This is a genomic window from Bradyrhizobium canariense, from assembly GCF_019402665.1.
Classification (GTDB): domain Bacteria; phylum Pseudomonadota; class Alphaproteobacteria; order Rhizobiales; family Xanthobacteraceae; genus Bradyrhizobium; species Bradyrhizobium canariense.
On record NZ_VSST01000029.1, the window covers coordinates 127955 to 140331 of the forward strand.

General features: G+C 65.4%; 12 protein-coding genes and 1 other RNA gene. 5 read left to right on the forward strand and 8 right to left on the reverse strand.

Annotated elements, in window-relative coordinates; all coding sequences use genetic code 11:
• Positions 1 to 125 precede the first annotated feature (125 nt).
• Both dapD and dapE read left to right on the forward strand, forming a co-directional pair.
• Entirely contained in the window at positions 126 to 971 is an 846-nt protein-coding gene (dapD, locus tag FXB41_RS16680; RefSeq protein WP_035993750.1) for a 2,3,4,5-tetrahydropyridine-2,6-dicarboxylate N-succinyltransferase, read from the forward strand.
• Positions 972 to 982: 11 nt separating this feature from the next.
• Entirely contained in the window at positions 983 to 2149 is a 1167-nt protein-coding gene (gene dapE, locus FXB41_RS16685; protein WP_219682517.1) for a succinyl-diaminopimelate desuccinylase, read from the forward strand.
• A gap of 163 nt (positions 2150 to 2312) precedes the next feature.
• On the opposite strand, the gene truA is transcribed toward dapE, so the two are convergent.
• The 3 genes from truA to def form a co-directional block, all read right to left on the reverse strand.
• Positions 2313 to 3050 carry a tRNA pseudouridine(38-40) synthase TruA gene (truA, locus tag FXB41_RS16690; RefSeq protein ID WP_219682528.1) on the reverse strand — a complete coding sequence of 246 codons (738 nt, stop codon included), beginning with the start codon at positions 3048 to 3050 and terminating at the stop codon, positions 2313 to 2315.
• Between the two features lie 120 nt (positions 3051 to 3170).
• On the reverse strand, positions 3171 to 4106 hold the full coding sequence (fmt, locus tag FXB41_RS16695; protein ID WP_219682518.1) for a methionyl-tRNA formyltransferase: 936 nt from the start codon (positions 4104 to 4106) through the stop codon (positions 3171 to 3173).
• Between the two features lie 207 nt (positions 4107 to 4313).
• Entirely contained in the window at positions 4314 to 4838 is a 525-nt protein-coding gene (gene def / locus FXB41_RS16700) for a peptide deformylase (RefSeq protein WP_219682519.1), read from the reverse strand.
• Positions 4839 to 5008: 170 nt separating this feature from the next.
• On the opposite strand from def, the gene FXB41_RS16705 reads away from it, so the two are divergent.
• Positions 5009 to 6208 (forward strand): DNA recombination protein RmuC, encoded by a 1200-nt coding sequence (locus tag FXB41_RS16705; protein WP_219682520.1) that lies wholly within the window; start codon positions 5009 to 5011, stop codon positions 6206 to 6208.
• 142 nt (positions 6209 to 6350) lie between these two features.
• The gene (locus tag FXB41_RS16710) at positions 6351 to 7715 is read left to right on the forward strand and encodes an AmpG family muropeptide MFS transporter (protein ID WP_219682521.1); all 1365 of its coding nucleotides are present in this window, start codon (positions 6351 to 6353) and stop codon (positions 7713 to 7715) included.
• Positions 7716 to 7845: 130 nt separating this feature from the next.
• On the opposite strand, the gene FXB41_RS16715 is transcribed toward FXB41_RS16710, so the two are convergent.
• The 5 genes from FXB41_RS16715 to ffs form a co-directional block, all read right to left on the reverse strand.
• Entirely contained in the window at positions 7846 to 8283 is a 438-nt protein-coding gene (locus tag FXB41_RS16715) for a hypothetical protein (protein WP_219682522.1), read from the reverse strand.
• Positions 8284 to 8309: 26 nt separating this feature from the next.
• Positions 8310 to 8912 carry a recombination mediator RecR gene (gene recR / locus FXB41_RS16720; RefSeq protein WP_007604678.1) on the reverse strand — a complete coding sequence of 201 codons (603 nt, stop codon included), beginning with the start codon at positions 8910 to 8912 and terminating at the stop codon, positions 8310 to 8312.
• A gap of 1 nt (position 8913) precedes the next feature.
• Positions 8914 to 9243, reverse strand: coding sequence for a YbaB/EbfC family nucleoid-associated protein (locus FXB41_RS16725; protein ID WP_007597704.1), 330 nt, complete (start codon positions 9241 to 9243; stop codon positions 8914 to 8916).
• Between the two features lie 24 nt (positions 9244 to 9267).
• Positions 9268 to 11085, reverse strand: coding sequence for a DNA polymerase III subunit gamma/tau (locus FXB41_RS16730; protein ID WP_219682523.1), 1818 nt, complete (start codon positions 11083 to 11085; stop codon positions 9268 to 9270).
• A gap of 94 nt (positions 11086 to 11179) precedes the next feature.
• Positions 11180 to 11276: signal recognition particle sRNA small type (gene ffs / locus FXB41_RS16735), an RNA gene on the reverse strand.
• A gap of 193 nt (positions 11277 to 11469) precedes the next feature.
• On the opposite strand from ffs, the gene FXB41_RS16740 reads away from it, so the two are divergent.
• Complete coding sequence (locus FXB41_RS16740) at positions 11470 to 12315, forward strand: transporter substrate-binding domain-containing protein (protein ID WP_035993754.1); 846 nt, start codon at positions 11470 to 11472, stop codon at positions 12313 to 12315.
• Positions 12316 to 12377 lie beyond the last annotated feature (62 nt).

The window sequence follows — 12377 nt, forward strand, 5'->3', positions numbered from 1 at the left end:
ACGTTGTTCGCTTGTCCAGGACGACGATGGAGGACGACACTGAGTTTGCCTTGACTCCGTCCCCCCAAATCCCGAAAAAGCGCTCCAAATCACCGCAAATCCTGCCTTCCCGAGAGGAAATCCTGATGTCCCTGTCCGCCCTCGAATCCACCATCAACGGCGCCTTCGAGGCGCGCGATGGCGTCTCGACCTCGACCAGGGGCGAGGTCCGCGAGGCCGTGGATCACGCGCTGGAGATTCTGGACAAGGGCGAGGCCCGCGTTGCCGAGCGCGGCACCGACGGCAAGTGGAAGGTCAATCAATGGCTGAAGAAGGCGGTGCTGCTCTCGTTCCGCCTCAACGACATGGGCGCCATTCCCGGCGGCCCCGGCAAGGCGACCTGGTGGGACAAGGTGCCCTCGAAGTTCGACGGCTGGGGTGAGAACCGTTTTCGCGACGCCGGTTTCCGCGCCGTCCCCGGCGCCATCGTGCGCCGCTCGGCCTTCATCGCCCGCAACGTCGTGCTGATGCCGTCTTTCGTCAATCTCGGCGCCTATGTCGATGAATCCACCATGATCGACACCTGGTCGACGGTCGGCTCCTGCGCGCAGATCGGCAAGCGCGTGCACATCTCCGGCGGCGTCGGCATCGGCGGCGTGCTCGAGCCGCTGCAGGCCGAGCCCGTGATCATCGAGGACGATTGCTTCATCGGCGCGCGCTCCGAGGTCGCCGAAGGCGTGATCGTGCGCAAGGGCGCGGTGCTGTCGATGGGCGTATTCCTAGGTGCCTCGACCAAGATCGTCGACCGCGACACTGGCGAGATCTTCATCGGCGAAGTGCCTGAGTATTCGGTCGTCGTTCCCGGCGCGCTGCCCGGCAAGCCCATGAAGAACGGCCAGATCGGCCCGAGCACCGCCTGCGCCGTCATCGTCAAACGCGTCGACGAGCGCACGCGCTCCAAGACCAGCATCAACGAGCTGCTGCGGGATTGATTGGGGCGCGCATGACCGATGCTCTCTCGATTGCCCGCGATCTCATCCGCTGTCCCTCGGTAACTCCGGCCGATGCCGGTGCGCTGGGCGTGCTCGAAAAAGCACTCAACGCAGCCGGCTTCACATGCCACCGCGTCACCTTCAGCGAGCCCGGCACCGCCGACGTCGACAATCTCTATGCGCGGATCGGCACTGACGGGCCGCACATCACTTTTGCCGGCCACACCGACGTGGTGCCGCCGGGCGACGAGAGCGCCTGGAGCGTCGGCGCGTTCTCCGGCGAGGTGAAGGACGGCTTTCTGCACGGGCGCGGCGCGGTCGACATGAAGGGCGGCATCGCCTGCTCGGTCGCCGCGGTGCTGGAGCATCTCGCCGCGAACGACGGGAAGCCGCGCGCGGACGGACAGGGCTCGATCTCCTTTCTGATCACCGGTGACGAGGAAGACGTCTCTATCAACGGCACGATCAAGCTGTTGAAATGGGCGGCGGAGCGCGGCGAGAAATTCGACCATTGCGTGCTGGGCGAGCCCTCCAATGTCGAGGCGCTCGGCGACACCATCAAGGTCGGCCGCCGCGGCTCGCAATCGGGCACGCTGTATGTCGACGGCGTGCAGGGCCACGTCGCCTATCCGCACCGCGCTGCCAATCCGGTGCCTGATATCTCGCGGCTGATCGTGGCGATCTCGGATGAGCCGCTCGACCATGGCAGCGCGCAGTTCCAGGCCTCCAATCTCGAATTCACCTCGGTCGACGTGGGCAACACCGCCAACAACGTCATCCCGGGCCAGGCCCGCGCAAAATTCAACATCCGCTACAACGACAATCACACCCAGGCGAGCCTGCGCGAGCTGGTCGAGACGCGGCTGACCAAAGCCTGCGGCAACCGGATCCGCGCCCGCATCGTCTGGGAGCCCTCGAACTCGAACGTGTTCGTGACCAAGCCTGGCCCGTTCACCGAACTCGCGGCGTCCGCGATCGAGGAAGTGACGGGCCGCAAGCCGGAGCTGTCGACCTCAGGCGGCACCTCGGATGCGCGCTTCATCTCGAGCTATTGCCCGGTGATCGAGTTCGGCCTGGTCGGCCAGACCATGCACCAGGTCGACGAGCGCGTGCCGGTCAGGGACCTGGAGCAGCTGACCAAGGTGTATCGCGGGATTTTGACGCGGTATTTTGGGTAGGCTCTTCTGCCCGCCCAAACTCCGCTGTCATCGCCCGGCTTGACCGGGCGATCCAGTAATCCGAGACAGCAGTCATTGATCCGAGAGGCCGCGGCGTACTGGATTCCCCGCCTTCGCGGGGAATGACAGTGGTGAGCGCGGCGAGAGTTTCCTGCATCACGCTCTAATAATCCACCTGCATCAGATACAGTCCGTCCGGCGGGGCGACGATGCCGCAGGCGGCGCGGTTGCGTGCAGCGAGCGCTGCGGAGAGATCTTCGGCGGTCCAGCGGCCTTCGCCGACCCACATCAGCGACCCCACCATCGAGCGCACCTGGCTGTGCAGGAACGAGCGCGCCGAGGTGAGAATCGTGATCTCGCGCCCGTCGCGCAGCACGTCGAGTTGATCGAGCGTCTTCTCCGGCGACCTGGCCTGGCACTCGGTGTCGCGGAAGGTGGTGAAATCGTGCTTGCCGAGCAGGCGTTGTGCCGCCGCATGCATCGCATCGGCATCGAGCCGGCGCGGCACACGCCAGGCGTGGCCGGCATCGAGCGCGAGATTGGCGCGGGTGTTGACGATGCGGTAGCGATAGTGGCGCTTGATGGCCGAGAAGCGCGCCTCGAAAGTCTCCGGCACGATATCGGCTTCGAGCACGGCGATGGGATGCGGGCGCAAATGCGCATTCAAGCCGTCGCGAAAACGGCCCTGCGGAAACTGCTTGTCGATATCGACATGCGCGACCTGGCCGCGCGCATGCACGCCGGCATCGGTGCGCCCGGCGCCGTGCACGCGCGCATCCGCGCCGGTCATCGCCTTCACGGCAGCCTCCAGCGCGCCTTGCACCGAGGGCAGCGTCTCCTGCACCTGCCAGCCGAAGAACGGCGCGCCGTCATATTCGATGATGAGCTTGTAGCGGGGCATCTTGTCCAGTTTCGCTGTCATCGCCCGGCTCGACCGGGCGATCCAGTACTCCGCAGCCTATCCGTTCGACCGAGAAGCCTCGGCGTACTGGATACCCCGCCTTCGCGGGGTATGACAGCGTCAGGTGAATTTGGCGCCGGACTTCAGCGGCACGCCACGCAGGAAGTCCGCGGCCTGCATGCGCGCCTTGCCTTCGCGCTGGAGCTCGATCAGGCGGATTGCGCCCTCGCCGCAGGCGATGGTGAGGTGATCGTCGAGCACCTCGCCCGGCGTACCCGAACCCTTCGCCAATTCACAGCGCAGGATTTTTACGCGCGCGTTCTCGCTCACGCCGGTGAGCTCGGCCCAGGCGCCGGGAAACGGCGACAGGCCGTGGATATGGCGCAGCACCTCGCGCGCGGGCCTGGTCCAGTCGATCCGCGCTTCGGCCTTGTCGATCTTGGCGGCGTAGGTGACGCCATCCTCGCTCTGCTGCTTGAGCTGAAGTCCGCCGCGGTCGAGCGCGGCCATGGCGCGCACCATCAGATCGGCACCGAGCCGGGCCAGACGATCGTGCAGATCGAGCGCGGTCATATTGTCCGTGATCGCGAGCCGTTCCGCCATGGCGACGTCGCCGGTGTCGAGGCCAACATCCATCTTCATCACCATCACGCCGCTCTCGGCATCGCCGGCCATGATCGCGCGGTTGATGGGAGCGGCACCGCGCCAGCGCGGCAGCAGCGAAGCGTGCAGATTGTAGCAGCCGAGCTTTGGCGCATCGAGGATCGCCTGCGGCAGGATCATGCCGTAGGCGACGACGACGGCCGCATCGGCGTCGAAGGCGCGAAATTCTTCCAGCGCCTCCGGCGTTTTCAAAGTCTTCGGCGTCAGCACGGGCACGCCGAGCTTTCGCGCGGCCTCTTCCACCGGGGTCGGCTGCAATTGCAGGCCGCGCCGGCCGCCGGGCTTCGGCGCGCGCGTATACACGGCCGCGATCTCGTGGCCATGCGCGACGAGCTCGAGCAGCGTCGGCACGGAGAAATCGGGCGTGCCCATGAAGATCAGGCGGAGTGGCATGACAAGAACTCGGTACGTTCCCTCCCCCCTTGTGGGGGAGGGTTAGGGAGAGGGGTGCCACACGACGCGCTCTCTCGGTTTGAGGTTTCGCGGCACGCACCTGATTCAGATGACGGAGAGACTTCCGTCTGGGCTATCCCTCTCCCCCGCCCTCCCCCACAAGGGGGGAGGGAGCGCAGGGGAGTGTGAGGCAGCACTAAACCTTACTCACTCGCCGCGCTTGGCGGCTTTCTCGAACTTCTTCAGCACGCGGTCGCGCTTGAGCTTTGACAGATAGTCGACGAACAGCACGCCATTGAGATGATCGATCTCGTGCTGGATGCAGGTGGCGTAGAGGCCTTCGGCGTCCTCCTCATGCACCTTGCCGTCCAGATCGATGTAGCGCACCCGCACCTTCGCGGGACGCTCGACCTCCTCGTAATATTCGGGGATCGACAGGCAGCCTTCCTCGTAGACCGACAGGTCCTCGGAGGAGGCGATGATTTCCGGATTGATGAAGACGCGCGGCTCGGGCTTGGTCTCGCCGTCCTGGTCGGGCTTGGCGAGGTCCATGGTGATCAGCCGCAACGGCTGCGCGATCTGGATCGCCGCGAGCCCGATGCCGGGCGCGTCGTACATGGTCTCGAACATGTCGTCGGCAAGCTTGCGGATCTCCGGCGTGACCTTCTCGATCGGCTTGGAGACCAGACGCAGCTGCTTGTCGGGCAGGATGATGATTTCTCTGAGGGCCATGGCCGCGATTTAAGCCGGGCGCCGGACGCGGTCAATGCGGCCGGGAACCCGTTAACCCTCCGCTAACCATAAAACTTCGGGTTTCGTTAACCATCAAAATTAACAGGGCGACTGCCATAAATGTTCGCTATTCGTTCGTGCGGGCGAGCGAATCGGCTAGAAGCAGGGGCATGAACGAGATCATTTTCACGCTCGGTGACTGGCCGGTGCGCACCGTGGACGCGCTGATCGGCTTCGGCGCGCTGGTCCTCATCCTGCTGGCGGTCATCGCCGTGGTGATTGCACGCTCGGGGCGGCGCGGCGCGGAACTCGCGATGGCCAACGCGATCCGCGCCGACGAACTCGAGGAGCGCATCAGCCAGATGCTGCATGCCCAGAGCGAGGCTTCGGGGCGGGTCGATGCCATGACCCAGACGCTGGCCGGCCGCCAGGCAGACATGGCACGCGCGGTCAACGAGCGGCTGGATTCGGTGACCCACCGGGTCGGTCAATCCATGGAGCACACCACCCGCAACACCATGGAGAGCCTGCGCGCGCTGCACGAGCGGCTCGGCATCATCGACAGCGCGCACAAGAACCTCACCGACCTCACCACGCAGGTGACGACCCTGCGCGACGTGCTCGCCAACAAGCAGTCGCGCGGCGCCTTCGGTCAGGCGCGAATGGAGGCGATCGTCCAGGACGGTCTGCCGAAGGGCGCCTACGAGTTCCAGTTCACGCTCTCGACCGGCAAGCGTCCGGACTGCGTCGTGTTCCTGCCCGACCAGCGGCCGCTCTGCATCGACGCGAAATTTCCGCTGGAAGCGATGACCGCGCTGCATGATGCGCGCACCGATGAGGAAAAGCGGATCGCCACGCAGCGGCTGCGCGGCGACGTGATGAAGCACGTCAGCGACATCGCCGAAAAATATCTCGTCGCCGGCGAGACCCAGGAAATGGCGCTGATGTTCGTGCCGTCGGAATCGGTCTACGCCGAAATTCACGACGGTTTCGACGACGTGATCCAGAAGGCGTATCGCGCCCGCGTCGTGCTGGTGTCGCCGTCGCTCTTGATGCTCGCGATCCAGGTGATGCAGCAGATCATGAAGGACGCGCGCATGCGCGATGCCGCCGACCAGATCCAGACCGAGGTGATCAAGCTCGGCGACGATCTCGGCCGCCTGCGCGAGCGCGTGCTGAAATTGCAGAAACACTTTGCCGACGCCAACGAAGACGTCCGCCAGATCCTGATCTCCGCCGACAAGATCGAGAAGCGCGCGGGGCGGATCGAAGAGCTCGATTTCAGCAAGAGCGATGCGCCGGAAGCCCCGCATCTGGTGGCGACCGGCGCTGCCGAGCTGTTCCCGAGGAAGCTCCAGGCGGGGGAGTGAGATTGTGCCGTCATGGCCGGGCCTGTCCCGGCCATCCACGGCCTTCTTCAGCGACAGCGAGAACGTGGATGCCCGGGACAAGCCCGGGCATGACGAGTTTTGAGGCCGAGGCATCACGGCCAGAATCTGCTAACACCACCCCATGACCGCACCCGACGCGACCTCCCCCGCCAGGCCCGATACGACCCCCACCTCCTGGCGTGACAGCCTTGCCGTCTACCTGCAGCCGCGGGTGCTGATCGTGCTGTTCCTCGGATTCTCGTCCGGGCTGCCGTTGGCGCTGTCGGGCTCGACGCTGCTGGTGTGGATGCGGGAATCGGGTGTCGATCTCAAGACCATCGGGCTGTTTGCGCTGGTCGGCACGCCCTACACGCTGAAATTCCTGTGGGCGCCGCTGGTCGATGCGATGCATGTGCCGCTGTTCACGCGCGCGTTCGGACGGCGGCGCGGCTGGCTGCTGTTCTCGCAATTGCTGCTGATCGCAGCCATCCTGCTGCTGGCGCTGACCGATCCCGCGCGCTCGCCGTTCTATGTCGCGCTCGGCGCATTGCTGGTGGCGACGGCCTCGTCGACGCAGGACATCGTGGTCGATGCCTTCCGCGTCGAGAGCCTGCCGGAAAGCGAGCAGGCCGCCGGCATGGCGTCCTATGTCGCGGCCTATCGCATCGGCATGCTGGTCTCGACCGCCGGCGCGCTGTTCATTGTGTCGGGCTTCGAGAGCACCGGCATCACCCGCACGTCCGCCTGGATGTGGGGTTATGTGGTGATGGCGGCGATGGTGCTGATCGGGACGATCACGGCGCTGGTCGCGACCGAACCCGAGCAGTCGGTGCGGGCGGAAGCCGCGACGCAGACGCAAACCGCGTTCGCGCGCGTGCTGCACGCCGCGATCGGCGCCTTCTCGGAATTCCTGACGCGCAAGGACGCGCTTGCGGCACTCGCCTTCGTCGTGCTGTTCAAGTTCACCGACGCCTTCTCCGGCACGATGACCGCGCCGTTCGTGATCGACCTCGGCTTCTCCCGCAACGACTATGCGGCGATCGTGAAGGGTGTGGGCCTCGCTGCGACGCTGATCGGCGGCTTTGCCGGCGGCTTCGTCGCCCGGCGCTATTCGCTCGCGAGCAGCCTCTGGATCGGCGGCGTGGTGCAGGCGCTCGCGAACCTCTCCTTCTCCTGGCTCGCCTTCGTCGGCACCAGCCAATGGGCGCTCGCCTTCGCCATCACTTGTGAGAACTTCACCAGCGCCATCGGCACGGTGATCTTCGTCGCCTATCTCTCGGCGCTCTGCCAGAACCCGCTGCACACGGCGACGCAATATGCGCTGCTCACCGCGCTTGCCGCGGTGGGGCGGACCTATCTCTCGTCAGGCGCCGGCTTCGTGGCTGATACCACCGGCTGGCCGCTGTTCTTCGTGATCTGCATGCTGGTGGCGATCCCGAGCCTGGTGCTGCTGGCCTGGCTGCAGAAGCGCGGGCATTTTGATGCACTGGGGCCGGTCAGGGTTTGACACTGCCCTCTCTCCTCGTCATTGCGAGCGAAGCGAAGCAATCCAGACTGCCGCCGCGGACACGATCTGGATTGCTTCGTCGCAAGAGCTCCTCGCAATGACGAACGGAGAGGGTAGCGCGCCCACCCCCCTACTGCTTCTTGATCAGGCTCCACTTCGTGATCACGGCCTCGCTCATCTGGCCGGGGTCGCTGGCGCAGGCGATCTCGTCGACCTTGACCGAGATCTCCTTGCCGGCGAACGTCTTCAACTGTGCGGCCTGCGCGTCGCCGCTGGGAACGAGCTGGAAGGTTTCGGGGCCGGTCTCGAGATTGCACAGTCCGTTCGGCGGCGGCAGCCGGCGCGGCTCGGAGGTGATCTGGTAGGTCGCAACCCGCTTGCCGACGTTCTTGACGTCGCGCACTTTCATCGTGTTCAGCTCGCCCGAGAGCACCTCGCCGGCATTGATCGGCTTGCCGGGCTTCGACGGCGGCGGAGCTCCGTCGTCCTGCTGCGCGGAGATGGCCGGCGTCGCCAGCATCGCCATCGTCGCAACCAAAGCCCATCGTGTGGCGAAAAGTTTCGTCATGTCGTCCGTTCCGTAAGTCTGGATGGCTAGAACAGGGTGCGCTGCCGCATCGCGGCCGATAACGTACCTTCATCGAGATAATCAAGCTCGCCGCCGACCGGCACACCATGAGCGAGCCGGGTTACTTTTACGTTGGCGTCCTGAAGCAGGTCGGTGATGTAATGTGCCGTGGTCTGGCCGTCGACGGTGGCATTCAGCGCCAGGATGACCTCATGCACCTGCGCCTCATGCGCGCGCGCGACCAGCGCCTCGATGGTGAGGTCCTGCGGACCGACGCCGTCGAGCGGCGACAATGTCGCGCCCAGCACGTGATAACGCCCTTGAGTGGCATTGGCCCGCTCCAGCGCCCAGAGATCGGCAACGTCGGCGACGACGACGATGATCGAGGGATCGCGCCTCGGATCGGTGCAGACCGTGCAGGGACTTTGCGTGTCGATGTTGCCGCAGGTCTTGCAGACCTGGACCTTCTCGAGCGCGACCTGCATGGCCGAGGACAGCGGCATCATCAGCGCTTCGCGCTTCTTGATCAGATGCAGCGCCGCGCGCCGCGCCGAGCGCGGGCCGAGGCCCGGCAGCCGCGCGAGAAGCTGGACCAGCCGCTCGATTTCAGGACCCGCAACAGCGCCCATCCTACTGGCCGAACAGCCCCGACAGCCCCGGCGGCAGGCCGAGCCCGCCGGTGAGCGACTGCATCTTCTCCTGCATAGCGGCTTCCGCCTTGCGGCGGGCCTCGCCGAACGCGGTGACGAGCAGATCCTCGAGCACTTCGCGCTCTTCCGCCTTCATCAGCGAAGGATCGATCTTGACGCCCTTGACGTCCATCTTCGCGGTCATGCGCACAGCGACGAGACCGCCGCCGGAGATGCCCTCGACCTCGACGTTGGCGAGCTGATCCTGCATCTCCTGCATCTTGGATTGCAGCTGCTGCGCCTGCTTCATCATGCCGAATATATCGACCATCGGTGCTGTCCTTGAAAATCGGCTCTAGAGATCGTCGCCGTCGGAACCGTCGGGCGGATCGTCACTGCCATAGTCGGCATTAATATCGGATTCCGGCGCCTCGGGGGCAAGCCTGCGGACCTCGACGACCTTCGCACCCGGAAAACGCGACAGCACCTCGCGCACGCGCGGATCGGCCTCGGCGGTGCGCGCATGTTCCTGCTTGGCCGCCTGGTTCACCGAGCGCAGCGTGGGCTGGCCCGGCTCGTTGGAGACGATCACGGTCCAGCGGCGTCCGGTCCAGAGCTCGAATTTGCGCGCGAGATCGGAAATCATGGTCTTGGAGGCGTTGGGCTCGAGCGCGACTTCCAGCCGGCCTTCCTCGAAACGGACGAGGCGCATGTCGCCTTCGAGCGCGCCCTTGGTCAGGAGGTCGCGCTTCTGCCCGGCCAGCGCAACGAGCTGGGTGAAGCTCGTGACGCGCAACACGGGCGCGGCAGCTTGCGGATCCGGCGCGGGCGTTGCCATCTGCGGACGGGCACCACCGCCGCCGAAGGAGGACGGCGACGATGTCGGAATGCGAACTGGAGCCGCGGACGCCACCGGCCCGGCCGGCGCGCTGCGCGTGGCACCGCCGCCGCTCACGACCGGCGAACCGCCGCCGTTCTGCTCCAGCATCTTGATCGCTTCGTCCGGCGTCGGCAGGTCGGCGACATAGGCGATGCGCACCAGCACCATCTCGGCGGCAGCCGCGGGCCGCGTCGCGGCCTGCACCTCGGTGATGCCCTTGAGCAGCATCTGCCACATCCGCGACAGCGCGCGCATCGAGATCTTCGAGGCGAAATCCCGTGCGCGCACACGCTCGGTCTCGCCATAGGCGACGTTGTCGGCGGTCGCCGGCACGATCTTCACGCGGGTGACGAAATTGACGAATTCGGCGAGATCCGAGAGCACGACGATCGGATCGGCGCCGACGTCGTATTGGTCGCGGAACTCCCTGAACGCGGATGCGATGTCGCCACGCGCCAGAGAATCGAAAAGATCGATGACACGGGTGCGGTCGGCGAGCCCCAGCATCTGCCTGACGGCATCGGCCTTCACGGTGCCCGCCGCATGCGCGATCGCCTGATCGAGCAGCGAGAGCGAATCGCGCACCGAGCCTTCCGCGGCGCGCGCGATGATGCCGAGCGCTTCAGGCTCGATCTCGACGTTTTCCTTGGCCGCGATGTTGGCGAGATGCTTCATCAGCACGTCGGCCTCGACGCGGCGCAGGTCAAAACGCTGGCAGCGCGACAGCACGGTCACCGGAACCTTGCGGATCTCCGTCGTGGCGAACACGAATTTGGCGTGCTCCGGCGGTTCCTCCAGCGTCTTCAGGAAGGCGTTGAACGCCGCTGTCGACAGCATGTGGACTTCGTCGATGATGTAGACCTTGTAGCGGGCGCTGGCCGGCGCGTAGCGGACGCTGTCATTGATCTGACGAACGTCGTCGACGCCGGTATGCGAGGCCGCGTCCATCTCCAGCACGTCCATGTGCCGGCTTTCCATGATCGCCTGGCAATGCACGCCGAGCGTCGGCATCTGGACCGTCGGGCCCTTCACCGAGCCATCCGGCATCTCGTAGTTGAGCGCACGGGCAAGGATGCGCGCGGTGGTGGTCTTGCCGACCCCGCGGACGCCGGTGAGAATCCAGGCCTGCGGAATGCGGCCGGTCTCGAACGCGTTGGAGACGGTGCGGACCACGGCCTCCTGGCCGATCAGATCGTCGAAGCTTGAAGGACGGTATTTCCGCGCCAGCACCCGGTAGGGCGTGCTGGCCTGGCCGGCGCTGTGAGGGTTGGGAGGGGCGCCAGCGTCGGTCATCGGTCGATCCGCAATGAAGTGTCTTTCGGCCGGCTTTGCGGAAAGGAGCGCGCTGGCGGCCCGAGCCGCCGGCGCAATTCGCTCAGAAAAACAGGTAGGAGACTGACGAGCGACCCGATCCGGACCTCGTTAGGGCTGCTTCCTTCCGGACCTGACCCGGTTGGCGAGTGGCTCGTCCACCGCCAATCTCCCGGTCCCTATTTGGGGCCAAAAGGACCGGAAAGCAAGCGGGTATCGGCTTGAACAGGCTGGGCTTCATGGTGGCTTGCCCAGCATCCGGGCAATTCCCGGTCTGCCTAGCCGATAGGCTGTGCTTTCACTGCCGGAGGCGCCTTGGTAAGAACGCTGCCGGAACCCCTTCCAACAGAAAAGCGATTGATCCCAATGGTTACACGTCGTGATGTTGCATCGATTGTCGGACTTGGCGCGATGGCTGCGGCGACGCTGGCCTCCCCGGCCGTGGCGCAGACCGCCGATTCCAATGAATCGACCTTCGCCCGCATCCGCCGCACCAAGAAGATGCGCATCGGCGCGGTCGGCGGCGGCGCGCCGTATTACATGAAGGATCTTTCGACCGGCCAGTGGAAGGGATTTTACGTCGACATCGCCAAGGCGCTTGCCGAGGACATGGAGGCTGAGCTCGAGATCACCGAGACCACTTGGGGCAATTCGGTGCTCGACCTGCAGTCCAACAAGATCGACATCTTCTTCGGCCTCAACCCGACTCCGAAGCGTGCGCTGGTGGTCGACTTCTCGGTGCCGGTCTTCAACAACGCCTTCGGTATCCTCTGCAAGAAGGACTTCAAGCCGAAGAGCTGGGCCGAGCTGAACTCGCCCGACGTCAAGATCGCGGTCGACCAGGGCTCCTCGCACGACCAGGTCGTCAGCCGCCTGACGCCGAAGGCGCAGATCTCGCGGCTGAAGACCGCCGACGACGCCACCGCCGCGCTGCAGACCGGCCGCGTCGACGCGCAGTGCCTGATCACCATGCTGTCGCTGACGGTATTGAAGAAGAACCCCTCGCTCGGCCAGTTCGTGCTGCCGACGCCGATCTTTGCGACGACGTCGAACGCCGGCTTCCGCCGCGAGACCGACAAGACCTGGCGCGACTACGTCAACACCTGGATCGACTTCAACAAGGGCCTCGGCTTCATCCGCAACGCGATCATCACCAACATGGAACTGGTGGGCGTGACCGAGGCGGACATCCCGCCGGGCGTGTCGTTGTAAGGTATGCTGAATTTGGATCGGGCTGGATCCCCGAGCGCCTGTGCTCCCCCTCTCCCGCTTGC